Here is a 22,416-nt window from a genome sequence, read left to right on the forward strand (position 1 = left end):
TCGATCCCTCCGCGAAGCAAAATCCCGACTGCGATGTCGGAACGGGAAGCCTGCACCGCGGCGTGGCCAGGCGTTATCGAAATCCCGCAATATTTTGCTGGACAGGGGCGCCGGGCGTGCCAGTCTTGACGTAGTTCCTGCCGGCTTCTTGGCTGGCAAATTCCGACGTATCGTCATGGTCTTAAGCGCAACTCTTCCGATTCAGGACTCGGCTGCCAGCCTGCTGCAGGTCAGCAGCACGGATGTCGATGAGCATTGCGCCTCGCTCGGCCGCTGGCACCTGAGCTACGACCAGATCAGCGCCGGCGCCTTCCAGGGCAGTTTTACGCAGCTCTCCCTGCCCCGCGTCGAAGTCTTCCGCGAGATCACGAGCCAGCAGGTTCGCCAGTATGGCCAGCTTGGCGCGGACAGTTTTGGGATCGGTCTGCCCTGGGATGGCGACGGCGAGGTCAATTGCAACGGCGCCAGTGTTGCGGGTGCCCAGGTAATCGCCTGCATCGACGCCGAGGTCGATATGTGCACGCCGAAAGCGTTCGAGCTGCGCGGCATCGTCGCCAGCGCAGCGCTGATCGAGGAGCTGGCGGCATGTCTCGACATCGCGCTGCCGCGCAGCGTCTGGCATCAGTTGCGGGTGATCGAGATGGCGGAGGCGCCGGTCGCGCGGCTGCGCGCGCATCTCGCCGCCATTCACGAGACCATCACGACGGCACCCGCGCTATTCGACGATCCCGCGGCACGGCAGGCGCTGGAGGATGCCCTCCTCGTCGAGATCATGGACATGTTGCCGACGGCGCGGCCGAGCGATCCCGGCCGCAGCGCCGCGGCGCGCAAGCGCACCGTCGATCGCGCCCGCGCACTGATGCATGGCAGCGCCGATCGCTCCCTCTCATTGCTCGAGGTCTGCAAGGCGGTCGGCGCCAGCCCGCGCAAGCTCGGCTATTGCTTCCAGGAGGTTTTGGGCACGAGCCCGATGCATTACTGGCGCGCGATGCGGCTGAACCGGGTGCGGCGCGATCTGAAGCGCGCCGGCGGCGCCGCCGAGACGTCCATCTACGACATCGCCGTGCAGCACGGCTTCTGGCACTTCAGCCAGTTCTCGCTGGACTACAAGCGCCACTTCTCCGAAAAGCCCTCGGAGACGCTCCGGCGCGCCAGGCTGGCGGCCTGACGGGCTGCTGCCTTACCACGTCGGCAGATACGTGCCCTTGAAACGCGTCTCCAGAAACGCCTTCACGGGCTCGGAGTGATAGGCCTCAATCAGCTGCTTCACCCAGGGCTTGTCCTTGTCCTCCTCGCGCACGGCGAGGATGTTGACCCAGGGTCCATCGGGGTTTTCGCGGGCGATCGCGTCGGTCGCGGGATTGAGGCCGGCCTGCACCGCATAATTGTTGTTGATCGAGACGACGTCGACGTCCTGCAGCGCGCGCGGAAGCTGGGCGGCATCGAGCTCGACGAAGCGCAGCCTCTTCGGGTTGTCGGTGATGTCGGCGATGGTCGAGGAGACGTTGTTCGGGTCCTTCAGCTTGATCACGCCATGAAGGGCCAGGATCATCAGGCCGCGCGCACCGTTGGAAGGGTCGTTGGCGATGGCGACGCGCGCTCCTTCCGGCAGATCGGCAAGCTTCTTGTATTTCTGCGAGTAGACGCCCTGCGGCGAGCCGATCGTGTTGGCGACCTTGACGATCTTCCAGCCGGTCTTGGAGATCTGGTTCTTCAGGTAGGGCTCGTGCTGGAACGAATTGGCTTCCAGGTCCTTCAGCGCCAGCGCCTGGTTCGGGATCACGTAGTCGGTGAACTCGACCACCTTGATGTCGAGGCCGCGCTCGGCGCCGACCTTCTTCACGACGTCGAGGATCTCGGCATGGGGACCGGCGGTGACGCCGACGCGGATGGTTTCAGCCTGAGCCGAGGTCGCAAGCAAGGCTGCAGCCGCAAGGGTTGCGAGAAAACGCATTGATGTCTCCAGTTTCGAAAAAGTTGGGTTCAGCGATGCCGCAGCCGGCGGTTGACCCGGCGCGCCAGATAGTCGCCCGCGCTCTGGACCAGCTGCACCAGCGCGATCAGCACGACGACGACGGCGAGCATCATCTCCGGCATGAAGCGCTGGTAGCCGTAGCGGATGCCGAGATCGCCGAGGCCGCCGCCGCCGACCGCGCCGACCATGGCGGAATAGCCGAGCAGGCTGACCACCGCGAGCGTCAGCGCCAGCAAGAGGCCCGGCAGCGCCTCGGGGATCAGCACCTTGAGCACGATCTGGATCGGGGATGCCCCGAACGAGGACGCGGTCTCGATCAGCCCGCCATCGACCTCGCGGATCGCGGCCTCGACCAAGCGCGCGATGAACGGCGCCGAGGCGATGGTCAGCGGCACGATCGCCGCGGTCGAGCCGATCGAAGTGCCGGCGATGAGCCGCGTGAACGGGATGATGGCGACGACCAGGATGATGAAGGGCGTCGAGCGCGTCGCGTTGACGACGGCGCCGAGCACGCGATTGACGATTGGGGCCGCGAACAGCTCGCCCTTCCGGCTGGTCGCGAGGAAGACGCCGAGCGGCAGGCCGAAGGCGGTGCCGAGCAGCGCCGCGATGCCGACCATGTACAGGCTCTCGCCCGTGGCCTGGATGATGAGGTTGATGAGTTCAGGCGACATAGCCGAGATGCTCCGCCGAGAATTGATACTGAGAGAGCCAGGCGAGAACCCGCGCCTGCACGTCCTCGCTGCCGGGGACACCGAGAACGAGCGAGCCGACATGCTGGCCGCCGATCTCGTCGATGCGGGCCGACAGCAGCGCCACGTCGAGGCCGAGCTCGCGCGCAAGCCGCGCCACCACCGTGTCACCGGCCCCTGCTCCGCGCACCTGCACGCGGATCACGGCCTGTCCGCCCGCGGGCGGCTCCGCCACGATCCGGCTCGCCAGTGAGACCGGCAGGCTGTCGCCGACCACTTCGGCCAGGAAGGACTGCGTGATCGGATGTTTGGGATGGGTGAAGATGTCGGCGACATGGCCGCTCTCGACGACGTGTCCGGCATCGAGCACGACCACCTCCTTGGCGAGCTGGCGCACCACGGACATTTCGTGGGTGATCAGCACGATGGTGACCCCCAGCTCGCGGTTGATGTTGGCGAGCAGGTCGAGGATCGCGCGCGTGGTCTGCGGATCGAGTGCGGAGGTCGCCTCGTCCGACAGCAGCACGCTCGGCCGCGTGGCGAGGGCTCGCGCGATGCCGACGCGCTGCTTCTGGCCGCCGGACAGTTCCGAGGGGTAACGGTCGTGCTTGTCGGCGATCCCCACGAGGGCGAGCAGCTCGGCCACACGCACGCGGATATCGGCCTTGGACCAGCCGGCGATCTCGAGCGGCAGCGCGATGTTGTCGGCGGCGGTGCGTGACGACAGCAGGTTGAAGTGCTGGAAGATCATGCCGATCGAGCGCTGCGCCAGCCGCAGTTCGCGGCCCGCGAGCGCCGAGATATCGCGGCCGTCCACGATCGCGCGGCCCGTGGTCGGCTTCTCCAGGCCGTTGATGAGCCGCACCAGGCTCGACTTGCCGGCGCCGGACCGGCCGATCACACCGGTGATGGAACCGCGCGGAATGGCGAAGTCGATGTTTTGCAGCGCGTTGACGCCGGGCTTGCCGCGATAGGCTGGATAGGTCTTCGAGATGCTTTCGAAACGGACCATCGCGTCCGGCTCGGTCGCAGCGGGTGAAATCGCTTCAAGCGTTTCGATCGGGTTTCCGATCGCGAGCGATTGGTGGGCATTCATGGAAGCGGCCTTCATGCACAATAGTTCGCTGTCCCGGGGCACGGGAACCGGGTCGCATCGAGCGACGGGGAGTGAAACGTCGGTGAGGGTCCGGAAGGAACGCGCTGCACCGCAGCACGCACCATCGCCTTTTCCGGTCTTTCTTGCAATTTCAGATATTTGCGGGGGGATGGACGAAGATTTCCCAATCCCTCCCCGGAGAAGAATATTCCTCCGCCGGGGGGTATCAGCCTCCCGCCCGGCTCACCGCATCTGCAACCAGGGCAGCACAATCAAGAGCAGGCCGGCGAAATAGAGCAGCCCGAAGATCAGCCCAAAGCCCCAGAACTGGCCCTTCCCGATATAGCCGCTGCCGAAATACATCGGCGCAGGGCCCGTCGCGTAAGGCGAGATCACGCCCATCAGGCCGAGCGAATACATGCAGAGCATGGCCAGCGTCGTGACCGGCAGGTCGGGGATGCCTGATCCGACCGCGAGCACCACCGGCAGCACGGCGGCCGCATGCGAGGTGATGCTCGAGAAGAAATAGTGGATCCAGAAGAACAGCGCGACCAAGAGCAGCATCGCGGTCGACGGCGACAGCCCCGCGAGCGGTTTTGCGTATTCGGTCGCGAACCATTTGATGAAGCCGATCTCGTTGAGACCCGAGGCCAGCGTCAGCAGCGAGGTGAAATAGAAGAACACCTCCCAGGCGCTCTTCTCGCTGACGATGTCGGCAAACTCGATCACGCCGGTGACCAGCATCAAGGAGATCACGATGAACACGACGGTGGTGGCGTTGACGAAGTTCGAGCCGAGCACGGGCACGTGGATGTCAGGGCTCGAGCCCGCGATCCACAGGAACATCGCGAGCACGATCAGCGCCAGCATGATCCATTCGTTGCGCGACATCGGCCCCATGGCCGACAATTCCTTCGCCGCCCATTCGGAGATCTCCGGGCTGCGCTTCACCTCGGGACGGCAGACCAAATAGCTAAGCAGCGGAACGAGCACCATCAGCAGGATGCCGAGCGGCGCGAAGCCGATGAACCACTGGCCCCAGCTCACCTCGACCCCGGCGGTCTTCTTGGCGATCGCCAGCGCCGCCGCGTTGGGCGCGAGCGCGGTGAAGAACAGCGAGCTGGTGATCGCGGTCGCGGCGAAAGCCGTCCACATCACATAGGTGCCGATCTTGCCGGCGGTCGGTCCGGGCTCCGAGCCGTAGATGCGCGGGATGTTGCTGATGATGGGATAGACGATGCCGCCGCTGCGCGCGGTGTTGGAGGGCGTTGCCGGCGCCAGCAGGAAATCCGACATGGCAACCGCGTAGCCGAGGCCGAGCGTGTTGCGGCCGAGCCGCTGCACCAGCACCAGCGCGATGCGCCGGCCGAGCTGGCTCTTGCGGTAACCGATCGAGAACACGAAGGCGCCGACGATCAGCCACACCGTGCTCTCGGCAAAACCCGCCAGCATCCAGCGCAACGATTTGCCGGGATCGGGATCGATATAGCCGGCGACGCCTGCGACCGTCAGGCCGATGAAGCCGACCGCGCCGACCGGCATCGATTCCAGGATGAGCCCAGTGATGACGGCCGCGAAAACGGCAAAATAGTGCCACTGATTGACGTTGAGCCCCGTGGGCACGGGCCACAGATAGATCGCCAGCCACACCACGAGCGGCGCGATCAGCTTCCAGCGAAACCCTTTTGCTTCAGGCGCCTGCGAACCAGCGGCCATGGGCCCTCCCCTCGATTGCCGTCACATCGTGCGCCCGTTGGCCGGGCCGTTTTTGTCCCAGCTCGGCGTATACGAACTGTCCGCAGCGCGATCAATGGCCAGACTCGGGTTCTGTCGCTCCGCGCCCGATTTTCCGTAGGCTCACAAATGCCCGGTGCGCCGATGCTCCGGCTCACTGCCGTGGACCGGAAACCGGATGGTGGTGCCGATGGTGATCCAGTTGGCGTTCTCGCCGGTGATGTTGCGGCCGTAGATCACGTCGACGGAGAATATCTCGTTGGGCCGGTAGCGCACACCGGTCTGGAAGCGCGGTTGCACGACGCTCGCGGTCTCGGCGGTGCCGGCCTGCCCAAACGTCTCGATCGTCCATTCCAACGTGTCCGTGAACTTCCAGTCGAAGCCGATGCCATAGGTGAAATAGTGATGGCTCACCGTGCGGTCCCACAGCCAGCCGGCGTTGACGTTGATACGCGTCGTCTCGGACAGGCGGTAAGTCGCAGGTATGACGGCAAAGGCGGTCAGCGCCTCGCCGGTCGCCACGTCGAATGATCCACCGCCATAGGCCGACAATCCCCAGCGGCCGACGCCGGTCGGGATGAAATTGGTCTTGGCTTTTGGAGCCACCGTCGTGCTCCAGTCGCCATCGCTGCGGCCACGGATGGTCTGCATGCTCAGTTCGATCGGCCTGAAGGGATCGACGACGCAGGAGGGATTTGCGACCGCCAGGAAATCGGTGTTGCTCGCCGCCGACATCCAGCTTTCGACCTTGCAGGAGCCGACCTCGGAGATGTCGGCGGCATCCACCGCATAGGCGCCATTCGCCGCGTGCGCATCCCGTGCCGCAAGTGCGACAAGCGCCGCAATTGCGGCGGTTATTCCGGTTCGTCCAGCCAAGCCCATGGCACGATGTTAGCAGAGTCTTCGCCTCGACAAGGCCCGGATTCTGGGACTATCTTCGCGGCATGAGCGAGCATCATCACGACCACGATCACGACCATTCCGAGTTGTCCGAGACCGAGCTGCGCGTGCGCGCGCTCGAGACGATCCTGACCGAAAAAGGCTATGTCGAGCCGGCCGCGCTCGATGCCATCATCCAGGCCTACGAGACCAAGATCGGCCCGCATAACGGCGCGCGCGTCGTTGCCAAGGCCTGGACCGATCCTGACTTCAAGAAGGCGCTGCTGGAGGATGGCTCCAAGGCGATTGGCACGCTCGGTCATGTCAGCCGCGTCGGCGATCATCTCGTCGTGGTCGAGAATACGCCAGAGCGACACAACATGGTCGTGTGCACGCTGTGCTCCTGCTACCCCTGGGAAATGCTGGGGCTGCCGCCGGTGTGGTACAAGGCTGCGCCCTATCGTTCGCGCGCAGTGAAGGACCCGCGCGGCGTGCTCGCCGATTTCGACGTCAGCCTGCCGAAGGGTATGGAAATCCGGGTCTGGGACTCCACAGCCGAGACCCGCTTCCTGGTGCTGCCGATGCGCCCCGCGGGCACCGAAGGCTGGAGCGAGGAGCAGCTCGCCGAGCTCGTCACGCGCGATTCCATGATCGGGACCGGCTTTCCCAGGACGCCGGGAGCGCCGTCATGAACGGCGTGCACGACATGGGCGGCATGGACGGGTTCGGCAAGGTCGAGCCCGAGCCGAACGAGCCGATGTTTCACGAGGAATGGGAGTCGCGCGTGCTGGCCATGGTGCGCGCGATGGGCGCGGCCGGCGCCTTCAACATCGACACCTCGCGCTTCTATCGCGAGACGCTGCCGCCGCACGTCTATCTGTCGAGCTCCTACTACAAGAAATGGTTTCTCGGGCTCGAGGAGATGCTGATCGAGAAGGGCTACCTCACAAGGGAGGAGGTCGCTGCCGGTCACGCGATGCAACCGGCCAAGGCGCTCAAGCACGGCAAGTTCGATCTCACCCAGGTCGAGCGCATCATGGTGCGCGGCAAGTTCGCCCGCCCTGCTCCGGCGGCGGCAAAATTCAACATCGGCGACCGCGTCCGCGCCAAGAACATCCATCCGGCGACGCACACGCGGCTGCCGCGCTATGTCCGCGGCCATGTCGGCGTGGTCGAATTGAATCACGGCTGCCACGTGTTCCCGGATTCGGCGGCGATGGAGCTCGGCGAGAATCCGCAATGGCTCTACACCGTCGTGTTCGAGGGGCGCGATCTCTGGGGCGAGGACGGCGATCCGACGCTGAAGGTCTCGATCGACGCGTTCGAGCCTTATCTGGATCCGGCGTAATGAGTGGTAGCGCTGCTGCCGCCGCGACGGCGGCCATTCCAAGCATTCCCCGTGACGACGACGGCCCGGTATTCCGCGCGCCATGGGAGGCGCATGCGTTCGCGATGGCGTTGACGCTGCACGAGCGTGGCGTGTTCACCTGGCCGGAATGGGCCGCAGCCTTGGCCTCCGAGATCAAGCGCGCGCAGGCCGCCGGTGATCCTGATACGGGCGAGACCTACTATCTGCACTGGCTCGCCACGCTGGAAGGCCTCGTCGCGCGGAAAGGCGTCGCCTCGATGGACACGCTGCACCGCTATCGCGACGCCTGGGACCACGCCGCGGATCGCACGCCCCACGGCAAGCCGATCGAGCTCAGGGACGAGGATTTTGGGTAGCTGTCGCTGAGTTCGTCATTGCGAATCTCGTGTCCCGGACAAGCTGCAACGCGCAAGCGTTGCGGCGCAGAGCCGGGACCCAGATGGCAACACGATACGTCATGGAAACATGGGCCCCGGCTCTGCAGCGCACCGCTGAAGGAGCGCTGCGCTGCGTCCGGGGCACGAGTACCGTGAGGTCTCACCTCCCCGCCACATACTCCCGCCACCCCTTCGCCCGCAGGCTGCACGCCGGGCACTCCCCGCACCCATATCCCCAGTCGTGCTGCGCGCCGCGTTCGCCGAGATAGCAGGTGTGGGACTGCTCGCGAATGAGGTCGACCAGCCCGTCGCCGCCGAGATCATGCGCCAGATTCCAGGTCGCGGCCTTGTCGATCCACATCAGCGGCGTGTGCAGCTCGAAGGGCCTCGCCATGCCGAGCGAGAGCGCGGCCTGCATGGCGCGGATGGTCTCGTCGCGGCAATCGGGATAGCCGGAATAGTCGGTCTCGCACATGCCGCCGACGATGTGGGTGATGCCGCGCCGGTAAGCCAGGGCGGCGGCGAAGGTGAGGAACACCAGGTTGCGGCCCGGCACGAATGTGTTCGGCAGGCCATCGGCGCCCATCGCGATCGCGACATCGCGGGTCAGCGCCGTCTCGGACACGGCGGCCAGCGTCGGGATCGACAGTGTGTGGCTCTCGCCGAGCTTTGCGGCCCAATCGGCGCGGAGGCCCTTGATGCCGTCGAACAGCCGGTCGCGGCAGGCGAGCTCAATGGCGTGGCGCTGGCCGTACTCGAACCCCAGCGTCTCCACGCGGGCAAAGCGGTTCAGCGCCCAGGCAAGGCAGGTGGTGGAATCCTGGCCGCCGGAAAACAGCACCAGCGCGGTTTGCGAGGAAAATGCGTCAATCATGGCCCGCGCTTTAGCACTGCGCACCTCGCCCGCCAATCGGTGGAAATCGGCCTGTTCCGTATGCCGGCGCTGGGAACGGCGGGCCGCTTTTGGCATAACGCTTGGGACCCAGGAGACCGCCCCGCAATGACCCCTTCCCGCGACATTTCCCGCCTGATCGAGATCATGGCGGCGCTGCGCACGCCGGTGACCGGCTGCCCCTGGGACCTCGAGCAGGATTTTGCGACGATCGCGCCCTATACGATCGAGGAAGCCTATGAGGTGGTGGACGCCATCACCCGCGGCGATCTCGACGATCTCAGGGAGGAGCTTGGCGACCTCCTGCTCCAGGTCGTGTTCCACGCCCAGATGGCTGAGGAGCGGAACGCCTTTGCCTTCGGGGACGTGGTCGAGGCCATCACGCGGAAAATGATCCGCCGTCATCCCCATGTCTTCGCCGACAAGGACGGCAACCTCGCCCCGCACCACGTCAAGGAAGTCTGGGACCGCATCAAGGCGGAGGAGAAGGCCGAGCGCGCCGCACGCCGGCCGCCGGAGGAGACGCCGACGCACAAGTCGCTGCTATCGGGCGTGAAGACCGGCCAGCCCGCCTTGACCCGCGCCATGGAGCTCCAGCGCAAGGCTTCCACCGTCGGCTTCGACTGGAATGACCCGCGCGCGGTGCTGCAAAAGATCCGCGAGGAAGCCGACGAGATCGAGGCCGCGCTCGACCGCAACGACAAGCAGGAGATCGCCGAAGAGACCGGCGATTTGATGTTCGCCCTCGTCAACCTCGCCCGCCACGTCGATGCCGATCCGGAAGCCGCACTGCGCGCGACCAACGCGAAGTTCGAGCGACGGTTTGCGTTCATCGAGCGCGCGCTGGAGGCACAGGGGCGCACACTCGAACAGGCGTCGCTCGAGGAGATGGATGCGCTGTGGAATGCGGCGAAGGGAGACGAGAAACCGGCGTTAGAGGGACACAAGACAGCGCGCCGCTAGCTCCGTCGTCGTCCTGGCGAAAGCCAGGACCCATACCGCGTGATCTATCGAGGTTGTGCGGTCTTCGTAACGACCAACACGTAACTCCGAGTCTTCGCCAAACTGTGCTCTGGGGTAATGGGTCCTGGCTTTCGCCAGGACGACTCTGGGGCCGACAGATGCGGCACGGCGTCGAACCTGTTCACCACGATATCCCGCTTGGTCTCATCCACCCGCACGGTCATGTCGAAGCGGCCGTCGTGCAGCTCCTTGGCCAGCACCTCCGAATTGCGGTGCAGCCAGGAGATGCCGGCGCCGTCGGCGGCGTCGATGGAGAGATCGAGCGTGGTGCGCTTGGCGGCTAACCGCTCCTCGATCGCGGCAAGCAGTACGTCGATGCCCTCGCCCGACACGGCGGAAACGAGCATCGCCGGATGATCCTCCGGCCGGCGCGCGGCGATGTTCAGAAGCTCTTCGCGCTGCTGGACGTCGTAACGGTCGATCTTGTTCCAGACCTCGATGATGCGGCCTGAGTCATCGGGATTGATGCCGAGCTGGCGCAGCACCGCGTCGACGTCGCTTTGCTGGGCCTCGGCATCCTCATGCGAGATATCGCGCACATGCAGGATGACGTCAGCCTCAAGCACCTCCTCCAGCGTGGCGCGGAAGGCGGCGACGAGCTGGGTCGGCAGGTTGGAGATGAAGCCGACGGTGTCGGACAGCATCGCCTTGCCGCCATGCGGCAGGTTGAGCGCGCGCAGCGTCGGGTCGAGGGTTGCGAACAGCATGTCGGCGGCCTGCACGTCGGCGCGGGTCAGGCGGTTGAACAGCGTCGATTTGCCGGCGTTGGTGTAGCCGACCAGTGCCACGACGCGATACGGCACGCGCTGGCGGCCGGCGCGATGCAGCCGCCGCGTCGCCTGCACCTTCTTCAGCTCGCTCTCGAGCTTGGTGATGCGCTCCTGGATCAGGCGGCGGTCGGCCTCGATCTGGGTCTCGCCCGGACCGCCCATGAAGCCGAAGCCACCGCGCTGGCGTTCGAGATGGGTCCAGGATCGCACCAGGCGCGAGCGCTGGTAGTTGAGATGCGCGAGCTCGACCTGGAGCGAGCCCTCCTTGGTCTTGGCGCGGCGGCCGAAGATTTCCAGGATGAGACCGGTGCGGTCGAGCACCTTGGCGTGCAGCTCCTTCTCGAGATTGCGCTGCTGGATCGGCGCCAGCGCGCAATCCATCACCACGAGCTCGACGTCGAGGCTCTTGGCCAGCGCGGCGATCTCCTCGACCTTGCCCTTGCCGATATAGGTGGCGGGCCTGATCTGGCTGATCGGCGCGATGATCGCATCGGCAATGACGAGGTCGATCGCGCGCGCGAGGCCCGCGGCTTCATCAAGCCGGGCCTCGGCGTCGCGTTGGACATGACTTTCCGATTGCGCGTCGGCACTTCCCGCGCGCACTCGCAAATAGGGACCGATGACAAGCACCCGCCCCGTCTGCTTAGCCCCTGCCGACCGCGGACGGTCGGCGTCCCCGTCGAAATTCCGGGGTTCCAATCAGATCACTCTCAAGCCGGCTGATCCTCGCCGCCTTCGAACAACTGGATGGGCGCGCCCGGCATGATGGTCGAGATCGCATGCTTGTAGACAAGCTGCGAGTGACCGTCGCGACGAAGCAGCAAACAGAAATTGTCGAACCAGGTCACGATGCCCTGGAGCTTCACTCCGTTGACCAGAAAGATCGTCAGTGGCGTCTTGGTTTTGCGAACGTGATTAAGGAAGGTGTCCTGCAGGTTTTGTGCGCGGTCTGCCGCCATTGTTTTTTTCTCGCTTTGAGTTTCTTTTTATTGCGCCGGATGCGGCCCTCTTTGTGAAATTCGGGGCCTCCTCCGGTTGCCGCTCCTCATGAGATCCCCCTCGGAGGAACAGCGGTTCGATTAGAGGACAGGTCGGGTTATTAGGCAAGCCGCTTCACGCGGCAGCCCGCGCTCTATTGCCCCGAAAAACTACGGAAATCGATGATTTTCCTCGTTTATCCCTGACGAGCGGCCGCGATGTCGCGGCGTTTTCTGTATGCCGACCGGTATCCACCTCACTCGGAACGTTTCAGCCGACGCCGAGCGCCTTCAGCTTGCGATGCAGTGCCGACCGTTCCATGCCAACGAACTCAGCCGTTCGAGAAATATTTCCTGAAAAACGGCTGATCTGTGCAATCAAATAGTCGCGCTCGAACACTTCGCGCGCCTCGCGCAGCGGCAGGCCCATGATGTGCTCGCCATTGTTGCTGGTCGGCATCGCCGGCACCATCGAGCCGACGTCCTGCGGCAGCATGTCGGCCGTGATGATGACCTCCGGGCCGCCGGCGGCCAGAATCATGACTCGTTCAACATTGTTGCGGAGCTGGCGCACATTGCCGGGCCAGACGTGCGATTGCAGCACCGCCATCGCGTCCTGCCCGATCTGGCGCTTCGGCAGGCCGCTGCCGGCCGAGATCTGCTCCATGAAGTAGTCGATCAACTCCGGAATGTCCTCGCGCCGTTCCGACAGCGCGGGCACGCGGATCGGGACCACCGAGAGGCGGTGATAGAGATCCTCGCGGAAAGTGCCCGCGGCAATCTCCTCCTCGAGGTTGCGGGCGGTGGAGGAGATGATGCGGACGTCGACCTGCACCTTGCCGGTGCCGCCGACGCGCTGGAACGACTGCTCGACCAGCACGCGCAGGATCTTGTTCTGGGTCTCGCGCGGCATGTCCGCGATCTCGTCGATGAACAGCGTGCCGCCATGCGCCTCTTCGAGCGCGCCCGGCTTGCGCGGCTGCTCGCCGTTGGACTGCTCGATGCCGAACAGCTCGTGCTCCATCCGCTCGGGCGTGATCGCGGCGGCGTTGATGACGACGAAGGGACCGTCGGCGCGGCCCGAGGCCGCATGCAGCGTGCGTGCGGTCAGCTCCTTGCCGGCGCCGGCGGGGCCGACGATCAGGATGCGGCTGTTGGCCTTGGCGGCGCGCTCGATGGTCTGGCGCAGCTGGTTCATGCTGGGCGAGCGGCCGACGAGCTGGCTGGCGCTCGGGGCGAGCTGCTTCAGCTCCTTGACCTCGCGCTTGAGCCGCGAGTTCTCCAGCGCGCGATTGGCGACCAGGATCAGGCGGTCGGCCTTGAACGGCTTCTCGATGAAGTCGTAGGCGCCGCGCTTGATCGCGGCCACCGCGGTCTCGATGTTGCCGTGGCCCGAGATCATCACGACCGGCAGGTCGGCATTGTCCTTCTTGACCTGCTCCAAGAGCTGCAGGCCGTCGAGCTTGGAGCCCTGCAGCCAGATGTCGAGGAACACCAGGTGCGGCCTGCGATTGGCGATCTCGGCGAGCGCCGAGTCGCTGTCGCGTGCGGTCCTTGTGACGAACCCCTCGTCTTCGAGAATGCCCGCGACGAGATCCCGAATATCGGCCTCGTCATCGACAATCAGAATTTCACTAGCCATGGGTCGCGCCTGTCTTGTCAGCTGCCTGTAGAGGCTTCGATTTTCGTTGAATCATTGGTCTTTTCAGCCGCCTCTTTGGTTTCGGCGGCCGGCTCTTTTGTTTCCTGCGCCTTGATGGAATCCGCAGGCGTTTCCTTGATATCCGGGGCGGTTGCGTCCTTGACGGGTGCCTCGGCCGCGTCCTTCGCGCCTTCCTTCATCCCTTCCTTGGCCACAGGCGCCTGCTCGGCTCCCTCGGCCTTCTTGGCCTGGCCGGAAATCGCAAAGCGCATGCGCATCCAGGCCCCGCGCTGGCCTTCACGGAAGTCGGAGGCGTCCTTCAGCTCGATGCGCCCGCCATGGTCTTCCAGCACGCGGCCGACGATCGCAAGGCCAAGGCCGGTGCCCTTGGCGCGCGTGGTCACATAGGGCTCGAGCAGCCGCGAGCGCGCGACCTTGGGCAGGCCGATGCCGTTGTCGATCACGTCGATCAGCACGTCGTCGCCGTCGCGCGACACCACGACGTCGATGCGGCCTTTGCCGAGCTCCTCCGGCGGGACCTGCTCGATCGCCTCGGTGGCGTTCTTGACGATGTTGGTGACCGCCTGCGAGATCAGCCGCCGGTCGAACTGGGCCCGGAGCGGATCCTCCTTGAACTCGGCTTCGATATCGAGCTCGGGATGAGCGACCTTCATCAGGAACACCGCCTGCCGCACGGTGTCGGCGACATCCTCGCCCTCCATCACGGGCTTCGGCATCCGCGCAAAGCGCGAGAACTCGTCGACCATTCGCCTGATGTCGTCGACCTGGCGCACGATGGTGTCGGTGCACTGGTCGAATATCTGCTTGTCCTTGGCCTCGGTGATGTCCTTGCCGAACTTGCGGCGGATGCGCTCGGCGGAGAGCTGGATCGGCGTCAACGGGTTCTTGATCTCGTGGGCGATGCGGCGCGCCACGTCGCCCCAGGCCGAGGTACGCTGTGCCGAGACCAGCTCGGTGATGTCGTCGAGCGTGATGATGTAGCTGTCGTGCGGCTGGTTCTTCTCGGCGCTGACGCGGACCGAGAGGTTGCGCTCGGCGCCGTCGCGGGTGATCGTGATCTGGCCCTGCACCAGGCGCTGGGTCCCTTCCCGCGCCGTCTTCATCATCTCGTCGAGCTCGGGCAGGACGTCCGAGAGCGGATGGCCGAGCGTCTCGGCTTCGGAGTGCCCGATCAGCTTCTCGGCGGAGCGGTTGAGAATGCCGACGCTGCCCGAGGTATCGACGCCGATGATGCCGGCGCTCGCCGAGGACAGCACGGCCTCGATGAAGCGGCGACGGCTGTCGATGAGATCGCTGGCATTGACGAGCTCGTCGCGCTGGCTGCGCAATTCCTGCGTCATCTTGTTGAAGGTCTCGCCCAGCTGGGCGAGGTCGCCTTCCGACTGGTCTACCGGCACCTTCACATGGAGATCGCCGGTCGAAACCGTATGGGCCGCGTTCATCAGCCGCCGGATCGGCGCCACCAGCGAGTTGGCGAAGTTCAGCCCGATCAGCACCGAGGCCATCAGGATGGTCAGCGCGATCACCGCGAACATCAGTGCGAAGGCGACCTGGATGCCGAGCCGTCGCGACTCGATCTGGGCATATTCGGCGACACTGACCTCGGTCTGCTTGAGCTGGTTCACCACATTCGGGTCGAGCGGCCGCGCGACGTAGAGGAAGGTGTCGTTGAAGGCACGCAGGCGAATCACCGCGGCGACGAAGCTCGCATCGGGCAGCACCGCGATCTCGGGCTCGTTCTCGTTGACGTTGCTGAGGAAGTCCGGTGCCGGCGGCGAATAGGCCAGCCGCATGCCGGTGTCGGCGGATTCCAGGATGTTGGTGTTCTTGTCGATGATCATCGCGCCCGGCAGATTGCGGGAGCTGGCGCTGGCGGTCAGCATCTCGCGGAACGAGCGCCGGTCCTGGTCGTAGAGCGGCCTCGCGTGGGCGATGTCGTTGGCCATGCCGAGAATGTCGCCGCGGATCAGCTGCGCATGGTCCTGCATGTAGGCGCGCGCGATGTTCAGCGAGTTCTGGATGACCTCCTTGGTCGGCCCCGAGAACAGCCGGTCGAGGCCGCGCTCGAGGGTGACATTGGCGACCACGGAGACCAGCACCGCCGGCAGCACCGCCACGATCGAGAACAGGCTGACGATCTGGACATGCAGGCGCGCCGCCGCCCTGCCCCGCCGCCGCGCCAGGATGAGCTGCCAGAGCTCGCGGACGATAATCCCGACCAGCAGCAGGATCGTGCCGGCATTGATCAGGTAGAACGAGCGGACCACCTCCGGCGTCGGGTCGATCCGCGTCAGGCCGGTCAGGACCAGGAAGGTCAGCAGGCCCGACAGCAGTGCGAGCGCCACGGCAAAGGGCGCCAGCCAGCGTCGCGGCGACCAGCGTCGCGGCTCTTCGGCTGGGGCCGTGTCAAAGGATGCGGCCGAGGTATCTGCGCTGGTCATTCCGACAATGGTGCTGAAAACGGGTCCGCGGCGGGCGGAGACTGATGTATTCGTACCACATTGTTGCCGAGACACTACAGTGTCAATTAGCCACGTAATCTCAGTAGCTTACCGAATTCAACTTCTTCTTTTGGCCACGATTTACCAAAATGGAGCAGTCGGGATTCGACAGTCGTCGATGAGGTCGGGCGACTGTCTCACTTCAGCGAAATCGTGATCTGGCTGATGTTGGCCGCGAGCTCCAGGCCCGCCTTCGGACCCTGCAGCACGAGGGTCACGCCCTTTTCGTTGCGCAGCTGAACGCCATTGACGCCGCCAACCAGAGCGAAGCCGCCGCCGACGGAACTGTACGTCCCGGCAAAGTCGGCGACGTCCCGGATCCCCGACGCCCGTCCCTCGAACCGGCCAACGCTCGCGCCGGCAGTGATGCCCAAGCTCAGGCCGCCGACGGTGAAGGGATAGTTCCGGCCGCGATAGTTCAACACGCCGCTGCCTGCGCCGCCGCCGACCAGAAGGCCTGCCTTGACGAACTTGACGCGGACGTGCCCGCTCGCCTGCGCGAAGGATGGCGTGACCGGCATCGCAAGCAGGACCAGCACCAGCGCCGCGAGGCCGGCTGCGATGGCGCGCAGGACGCGGACCGGCCTAGGGCTTCTCGGCATCGACTTTCTTCCACGTCTGGTCGGGATCGAACAGCGTCATGCGCGGCGCGACGAAATCGGTCCGCGTGCCGAGATCCTTCTGGTAGACGGTGCCGGCATGGTTGACCAGAAAGGTCATCACGCCGGAATTGCCGTACTCCGCGGGCCAGGCGATCAGCGCATAGCCGCCGATCATCTTGCCCTTGACGACGTAGTTGAGCGCTCCGCCGGGCGCGTTGGGGCCCTGGCCCTTCAGAATGTGGAAGTAGTAACCGTGATAGGGCGCCGGCTCGTCGCCCGCGCCTTGCTTGTAGCCCTCGGCCGCAGCCTCCGCGACCAGCGCGCCGAGTGGACTGGGATCGGCATCATCACGCCAGAACAGGCCGTCCTTCTTGCCGGCCGTGGAGAGGAAGCGCTGCGCGTAGACGCCTGCGCCCTCGCCGCGATCCTTGTCGGCATATTCGTTCTGCGCGTCGACATAGGCCAGCGCGGTCTGGATCGCATCGAGCTCGTTACGGCCGATGCGGCGGCGAAGCACCTCGATGCGGCCTTCGTCGGTGTCGAACTCCCAGCCGGTTTTGGTGTTGACCAGCGGAATCGGGAACGGGAAGTCGTCCGGTCCGAGCAGCAGCGTGGCCGTCTTGTTGCCTTCGGCCTTGATTGCGTGCTTGGCCTCATACATCGAGACGAACCGCGCGCGGATGTCGGCGTCGGCGACCTCGTCGCCGGACGAGACGATGTCGTCCGCCGCCCTGCCCAGCACTTTCAGGAGGTCGCGCGGACCGCTCTTGGCCGCAGCAGCGAGTGCAGCGGCCGCGTCCTCCGGCGTCTTGTAGGATTCCTGCGCCTGCGACACAGATCCCAGAAGCGCCAGCACCATGATGCCCGGCAGTACCGCGCGACAAAGCGACATCAGACCGATCATGGCGCGACCTCCGCAGGAATCTTCGCGCCACCGGCGAGCCAGTCGCTGTAGGTGCGGAATTTCAGCCCAAGCTTTTCGTAATGCACGCGCAGATAGCCGTCGCTGCCGCGGGTCACCGCATCAGGCACGACGCTTTCGACCTCCTGCGCCATGACGCCGACATAGGCCCTGTCGCTGCCGATATAGCTGAAGCGATAATAGCCGAGGCCGTTGCCGAGATGGCCAAGCAGCGCGATGTCGTGCTTCAGCGCGATATCCGAGCGCCGGCCACCGCCGCCGCCGCGTCCGCCTCCTCCAAAGCCGCCACCTCCGCCACCACGCATTGCCATTCCGCCCCCGCCACCGCGTCCGGCAAAGCTCGGCCCACCGCCGCCACCGCGCGGCATGCTCGCCATGCTGGCGCGACCGCGCGCCGACGCTGCAGCCGCCGACCGACCGGAGGAAACGTTCATCGCGCCGCCGCGATTGCCGCCGCCGCCGCGATTGGCCGCACCGCCGCCGGCTCGGTTCGCAGCCTTTGCACGATCTCCGCCACCCTTGGCGCGGTCACCCCCGCCTTTGGCGCGGTCACCGGCACCGGCACGATCGCCGCCGCCGGGCCGGTCGCGCGTCCCTGCACTGGGGCGATCCCCGGCGCCAGGACGATCGCCGCGATTGCCGGCGCGATCACCGGGGCCGCCACGATCGCCTGCACGATCGCCCGCGCGGTCTCCGGCACCCTGGTTCGGACGGAGCACCTGGTTGCCGTCACGACCGCGGAAATCCATCCGGTCCGATACGCCGGCCTTCAGATTGTTGTTGCCGAAGCGCTGCTGAACATTGGTGTTGTTGTAGCGCACACCCTGGCGATGCGTCGGATTGTGCTGCCAGCCGTTGGCGATGTTGGTGGTGCGATGATTGACGTAGACGTTGCGGTTGCCCCAGTTGCAGCCGCCGCCCCAGTAATTGCCCCAGCGTCCGATCGCCCAGGCCGTGCCGAAGGCGAGGCCGGCGGCAACCACGCCGGCGCCGATATAGGAGGGATAGCCCCAGTAATACGGGGGATATTCCGCGTAGGGCCAGGTGCCGTAGACCGTCGCCGGGTCGTAGTATGGCACGTACATCTCTGCAGGATCGGCCTGCTGGATGACGACGACCTGCTTGCCTTCCTGCGACTGGACGCTGACCTTCTGCTGCTTGGTGGTCACCAGCTTCTTGTTGTCATAGGCCTTGTTGCGCAGGCGCTGGATCGCATCCATCACGTCGGGCTGCTGGGCGAGAAAGGCATCACCCAGCTTCTGGGTCCAGTCGAGCTTGTCGCTCATCATGGAAAGAACTTCGGCCGTGCTCGCGAGCGCCTTGACGCTGTCGTCCCAGCCCTGCTTGTCGACCTCGGTCTTCAGCGCATCGCCCTTCAGCGTCTTGCGTTCCTTCAGCCAGCGGTCGGCCTGCACCACTTCGAGCGGATAGGTCGAAGCGGCCAAAACGTTGGCGAGCAGCTCGTCGGGATAGAGCGCGATCGGTGCAACCAGGGCCTCGAGCTGTTCCGGCTTCAACAGCTCGGCAGCCGGTGCTTGCGCGGTTGCAGGCTGCGCCTGCGTGCTCGGCGTCGCCGGCTTGTCCGCCGTCTGGGCAATTGCCGCAGCCGGCATCGCCAGCATCAGCGCAATTGCCATCAGGGTCTTGCCGCAGCGAGACATTCCACCCTCCATCCAACATTCCGACCGCGAAGATCGGGGCCACGGCATGGGCGTTTGTTGATCGAGATCAACGAAACGGGAGCCGCCGCATCTGTTGCAACGCGAGACCAAGGCCTCACTCGATCAGCTCGGCCTCCATCAGGAGCCGGTTCGGTACCGTCAACCCAAGCGCATTGGCGGCCTTCATGTTGATGACGAGGTCGAACTTGCTGGCGAATTGCACCGGAAGCGTGCGGATGTCCGCGCCTCGCAGGATGCGATCGACATAACCGGCACCATCGCGAAACTGCTGGGTCAGATCGGCACCGTATGACATCAGGCCGCCATTGGCGGCGTAGAAGCGGACCGCGAAGATGGCCGGCACCCGGCGCTGTGCCAGCAAGGGAATCGTCATCGCGCTCTGTGCGCCGAAGAAGCCGCCGTCCGGCAACACGACAAGGCCGGCTCCATTGCGCGCCGCCGCCTCGATCACCCCCGCGATGTCGGCTCCGCTCCGAACGCTCGCGCCGGCGATCTTCATGCCGAGACGGCCTTCCATCTGGTGCGCGGCATCGATGTAGAATGGCGCATAAGGTGCCGAGTCCGGATTGAACAGAACCGCGGCGTGAGTCATGCCGGGCACCATGTCCTTGAGCAGGCTGAGCCACTTCCCGCTCATCGAGTGCTCGTAGAGCGAGAAGCCGGTCAGATTTCCGGTCGGTCGCGCCAGATTGGCAACCAGACCGGTCCCGACCGGATCGGAGAGCCCGACGAAGACGATCGGAATTCTCTGGGTCGCATCGCGCAGTGCCCGGGTCGTGCCCGTGCTGGTCGCAAACAGGACGTCCGGCATGGTGGCGACGAGCTCGAGTGCCTCCAGTTTCTGCCGCGCCGGATTGGGACCCGGCCAGCGTATTTCGAGCCGATAGTTCTGGTTGGCAATCCAGCCGCGATCGGCCAGCCCCTGCTGGAACGCATCGACCCGCATCTGGGCACCGGGATCGCCCGCAACATTTCCGGTCAGCACGCCCACCGAAGGCATCGACTGCCACGGTGCCCTCTCCTGCCCTCGCGCGGAGACCGGAAACACAGCCGCAGCGCCAAGCAGAGCCATGAACTCGCGGCGTCTCATGATCAAACCACCACCCCCACCATGCCCGCGTCCAGCCCGGCCATGACGCAACCGCGAAAGGAAACGGCCTCAGCGGGCTGAAGGTTTGATCGAGATCAACATACCGCTGTCAGCGAATGAGCGGCAGCCTGATCGTGAACAGGGCTCCGCCCGACGGCTGGTTCTCAGCGGCGATCGCGCCGTGATGGGCCTCGATGATGGTCTTCACGATCGCAAGTCCCATTCCCATTCCTTGCGGCTTGGTCGTGAAGAACGGATTGAAGACGTTTGCGAGATCCGCGGAAGCAATGCCTGGACCGGTGTCGGAAATCCTGATCTCGGCCTGGCTGCCGGCCCGCATGGTCGACACGGCGATGTCGCGCTTTTTCATGTCGGCGTCCGAGACTGCATCCATCGCATTGATGATCAAATTGAGCACGACCTGCTGAAGCTGCACGGGATCGCCCTTGACGTGCAGATCCGCGAGCACGGGCATGTAGGCCAGCGCGATGCGGCGTCCATCGGCGACGGCGCTCACCAGCCCGATCGCCTCCCGCACCGTGTCGTTCAGCTCGATATCCCTGACCTCGAACGGGGTCTTCTTCAGGACGCTGCGCAGCCTGCGGATCACCTCGCTCGCCCGCTGGTCATCCCGTCTGATGTCGGCGAGGATCTGCCGGATCTCGTCGATATCGGGCGGGGCGGCCCTGAGCATGAGCTCCGCGGTCTCGGCGTTGGTCAGGATGGATCCGAGCGGCTGGTTCAATTCATGCGCGATCGAGGTCGTCAGCTCGCCAACGGCCGAGTACCGGGTCACGTGGGCGAGCTCCGCCAGCCGCTGGCGCGATTCCACTTCGGCGAGCCGGCGGCGGCGGCGCTCATGCAGCAGCCCGCTGATGAGTCCGGCCTGCACCAGGAACACGGCCGAGATCATCAGCATCTGCCAGCGATAGCGCTCCCAGATGTTCGGTTCGCGAAACAGGATTTCGCTGCCGGGAGGCAAGCGGCTCTCGCTGATGCCCCAGCGCTGCAATTCGCGCCAATCATAGCGCGGCGCCGCGAAGCCGAGCGGCTCATAGGTGATGCTCGAAGGTTTTGCGCCTCCGAGAACGCGGAGAGCGACGCTGACGGTCCTCGAACTCGTTTCCGCGACCGAATGCATGGGGCCGCCGACGGTGCTGCCGCCGAAGAACGGGTCCTGGTAGGAAAAGATCGGCGCATTCGCAACCGCGTGCAGGCTGCGCAGGGCGATGTCGCTCTCGTGGACGATCCCGGCTGCGTCAACCGACATCAGGCCCCAGAACAGCACCGTGTGCGGGGGAAGACTCGATGCACGTTTCAGGATCTCCTCGAATGACAGGTCCGAATACCAGATCAGCTCCAGCCGCTCGCCCATGGGCTTCAGCTCGCGTTTCACCTCCTCCATCCAGAACTTCTCGAGCGGCGAGGCGCCGATCACGATTGCGACCGCCCTGGTATCCGGCAGCAGCTGAAGGATGTTGGCGAATGCAGCCGTGAAATCGTTGCGGATCGCCACGACGACGTCGTTGTCGGTAAGATCGGCACGGTCGATCAGCCGGTACTCGACCGCGGAAAGAATCAACGGCGTGTTGGGGAACAATCTTGCGCGGTATCTCTGCGCAAACCGGGCGGCAGGCGCACCAATGGTCAACACGATATCGGGCAACGATCCCTGGTAGAGCGATTGCAGATATTCGACGAAGGGCGCCTCGGGACCAGGATTATTGAACCGCGCCGTCAGCAGCGCATGCTCCTGTATGTCGAGTGGCCACGGCGATTGCCGCTCGAGCTCGGCCTTGATGTCGCGTGCGTATTCGCTCCACGGCCGAAACTCGCGGCCAAAGGAATGCAGCAAGAGCACACGCTTGAGCTCACCGCGCAGGCTCCGCTCGACACCACGGGCCTGGTCGGGCGACAGGCACGCGGCGACGAACAAGCCCAGGCAGAACAGCACGGCCGGCCATGACCTGACCGAGTCAGAGGACATGCGTCCGCTCAGCTCCAATCCTTGCAGCTTCCGGTGGCTGCTTTCCGGACAATTCTAGCGGTAATCGTCGCGCACGGACAGCCCGTGAGAGCACGTCTCGGCAGCGTGTGGTGATGCGTCCGTAGGCATAGCTCCTCGGCGTGAACCGACGTCCCGACGTCGTCTGCGCCTCTGCGAGGAAGCCG

20 protein-coding genes are annotated in these 22,416 nt (G+C 65.2%); 5 read left to right on the plus strand and 15 right to left on the minus strand.

Annotation, left to right across the window (positions count from 1 at the left end; genetic code table 11):
* The first annotated feature begins 175 nt into the window (after positions 1 to 175).
* Positions 176 to 1,168 carry a helix-turn-helix domain-containing protein gene (locus IQ16_RS20115; RefSeq protein WP_018641935.1) on the plus strand — a complete coding sequence of 331 codons (993 nt, stop codon included), beginning with the start codon at positions 176 to 178 and terminating at the stop codon, positions 1,166 to 1,168.
* 12 nt (positions 1,169 to 1,180) lie between these two features.
* Here the strand turns inward: IQ16_RS20115 and IQ16_RS20120 are convergent, their stop codons facing one another.
* The 5 genes from IQ16_RS20120 to IQ16_RS20140 form a co-directional block, all read right to left on the minus strand.
* Complete coding sequence (locus IQ16_RS20120; protein ID WP_018641934.1) at positions 1,181 to 1,954, minus strand: MetQ/NlpA family ABC transporter substrate-binding protein; 774 nt, start codon at positions 1,952 to 1,954, stop codon at positions 1,181 to 1,183.
* A 29-nt stretch (positions 1,955 to 1,983) separates the two neighbouring features.
* Positions 1,984 to 2,649, minus strand: a complete 666-nt coding sequence (locus IQ16_RS20125; RefSeq protein WP_018641933.1) for a methionine ABC transporter permease — start codon at positions 2,647 to 2,649, stop codon at positions 1,984 to 1,986.
* Complete coding sequence (locus IQ16_RS20130; protein ID WP_035666098.1) at positions 2,639 to 3,763, minus strand: methionine ABC transporter ATP-binding protein; 1,125 nt, start codon at positions 3,761 to 3,763, stop codon at positions 2,639 to 2,641. The genes IQ16_RS20125 and IQ16_RS20130 overlap by 11 nt, the downstream gene beginning before the upstream one ends.
* A gap of 243 nt (positions 3,764 to 4,006) precedes the next feature.
* Positions 4,007 to 5,479 carry a DASS family sodium-coupled anion symporter gene (locus tag IQ16_RS20135; RefSeq protein ID WP_018641931.1) on the minus strand — a complete coding sequence of 491 codons (1,473 nt, stop codon included), beginning with the start codon at positions 5,477 to 5,479 and terminating at the stop codon, positions 4,007 to 4,009.
* A 141-nt stretch (positions 5,480 to 5,620) separates the two neighbouring features.
* Positions 5,621 to 6,379 (minus strand): hypothetical protein, encoded by a 759-nt coding sequence (locus tag IQ16_RS20140; RefSeq protein WP_018641930.1) that lies wholly within the window; start codon positions 6,377 to 6,379, stop codon positions 5,621 to 5,623.
* A gap of 62 nt (positions 6,380 to 6,441) precedes the next feature.
* Here IQ16_RS20140 and nthA point away from each other — a divergent pair, with 62 nt between their 5' ends.
* From nthA to IQ16_RS20155, 3 genes are read left to right on the plus strand one after another with little or no spacing between them, the layout of a single operon-like run.
* Positions 6,442 to 7,068 carry a nitrile hydratase subunit alpha gene (nthA, locus tag IQ16_RS20145; RefSeq protein WP_026311828.1) on the plus strand — a complete coding sequence of 209 codons (627 nt, stop codon included), beginning with the start codon at positions 6,442 to 6,444 and terminating at the stop codon, positions 7,066 to 7,068.
* Positions 7,065 to 7,724, plus strand: a complete 660-nt coding sequence (gene nthB, locus IQ16_RS20150) for a nitrile hydratase subunit beta (RefSeq protein ID WP_018641929.1) — start codon at positions 7,065 to 7,067, stop codon at positions 7,722 to 7,724. Before nthA ends, nthB begins: the two co-directional genes overlap by 4 nt.
* Positions 7,724 to 8,101 carry a nitrile hydratase accessory protein gene (locus IQ16_RS20155; RefSeq protein ID WP_018641928.1) on the plus strand — a complete coding sequence of 126 codons (378 nt, stop codon included), beginning with the start codon at positions 7,724 to 7,726 and terminating at the stop codon, positions 8,099 to 8,101. Before nthB ends, IQ16_RS20155 begins: the two co-directional genes overlap by 1 nt.
* 181 nt (positions 8,102 to 8,282) lie before the next feature.
* Here the strand turns inward: IQ16_RS20155 and queC are convergent, their stop codons facing one another.
* Positions 8,283 to 8,996, minus strand: a complete 714-nt coding sequence (gene queC, locus IQ16_RS20160) for a 7-cyano-7-deazaguanine synthase QueC (protein ID WP_018641927.1) — start codon at positions 8,994 to 8,996, stop codon at positions 8,283 to 8,285.
* A 126-nt stretch (positions 8,997 to 9,122) separates the two neighbouring features.
* On the opposite strand from queC, the gene mazG reads away from it, so the two are divergent.
* Positions 9,123 to 9,977: a nucleoside triphosphate pyrophosphohydrolase gene (gene mazG, locus IQ16_RS20165; RefSeq protein WP_018641926.1), complete on the plus strand. Its 855-nt coding sequence runs from the start codon at positions 9,123 to 9,125 to the stop codon at positions 9,975 to 9,977.
* A gap of 44 nt (positions 9,978 to 10,021) precedes the next feature.
* Here the strand turns inward: mazG and hflX are convergent, their stop codons facing one another.
* The 9 genes from hflX to IQ16_RS20215 form a co-directional block, all read right to left on the minus strand.
* Positions 10,022 to 11,506: a GTPase HflX gene (gene hflX, locus IQ16_RS20175; RefSeq protein ID WP_244635761.1), complete on the minus strand. Its 1,485-nt coding sequence runs from the start codon at positions 11,504 to 11,506 to the stop codon at positions 10,022 to 10,024.
* A gap of 11 nt (positions 11,507 to 11,517) precedes the next feature.
* A complete protein-coding gene (gene hfq, locus IQ16_RS20180; RefSeq protein ID WP_007591126.1) occupies positions 11,518 to 11,766 on the minus strand; it encodes an RNA chaperone Hfq in 249 nt (82 codons plus the stop codon).
* Between the two features lie 289 nt (positions 11,767 to 12,055).
* A complete protein-coding gene (ntrX, locus tag IQ16_RS20185) occupies positions 12,056 to 13,426 on the minus strand; it encodes a nitrogen assimilation response regulator NtrX (protein WP_018641924.1) in 1,371 nt (456 codons plus the stop codon).
* A 17-nt stretch (positions 13,427 to 13,443) separates the two neighbouring features.
* Complete coding sequence (locus IQ16_RS20190) at positions 13,444 to 15,888, minus strand: sensor histidine kinase NtrY-like (RefSeq protein ID WP_018641923.1); 2,445 nt, start codon at positions 15,886 to 15,888, stop codon at positions 13,444 to 13,446.
* A 197-nt stretch (positions 15,889 to 16,085) separates the two neighbouring features.
* Complete coding sequence (locus IQ16_RS20195) at positions 16,086 to 16,550, minus strand: hypothetical protein (protein WP_018641922.1); 465 nt, start codon at positions 16,548 to 16,550, stop codon at positions 16,086 to 16,088.
* The gene (locus IQ16_RS20200) at positions 16,534 to 17,454 is read right to left on the minus strand and encodes a DUF2950 domain-containing protein (protein ID WP_018641921.1); all 921 of its coding nucleotides are present in this window, start codon (positions 17,452 to 17,454) and stop codon (positions 16,534 to 16,536) included. Before IQ16_RS20200 ends, IQ16_RS20195 begins: the two co-directional genes overlap by 17 nt.
* Complete coding sequence (locus tag IQ16_RS20205; RefSeq protein ID WP_018641920.1) at positions 17,451 to 19,133, minus strand: DUF3300 domain-containing protein; 1,683 nt, start codon at positions 19,131 to 19,133, stop codon at positions 17,451 to 17,453. Before IQ16_RS20205 ends, IQ16_RS20200 begins: the two co-directional genes overlap by 4 nt.
* A 115-nt stretch (positions 19,134 to 19,248) precedes the next feature.
* Positions 19,249 to 20,244: an ABC transporter substrate-binding protein gene (locus IQ16_RS20210; RefSeq protein WP_020607819.1), complete on the minus strand. Its 996-nt coding sequence runs from the start codon at positions 20,242 to 20,244 to the stop codon at positions 19,249 to 19,251.
* Positions 20,245 to 20,353: 109 nt separating this feature from the next.
* Positions 20,354 to 22,231, minus strand: a complete 1,878-nt coding sequence (locus IQ16_RS20215; protein ID WP_018641918.1) for a sensor histidine kinase — start codon at positions 22,229 to 22,231, stop codon at positions 20,354 to 20,356.
* Between the last annotated feature and the right edge of the window lie 185 nt (positions 22,232 to 22,416).

Origin of the sequence: Bradyrhizobium huanghuaihaiense (genome assembly GCF_007830635.1) — a bacterium.
GTDB classification, from domain to species: domain Bacteria; phylum Pseudomonadota; class Alphaproteobacteria; order Rhizobiales; family Xanthobacteraceae; genus Bradyrhizobium; species Bradyrhizobium huanghuaihaiense.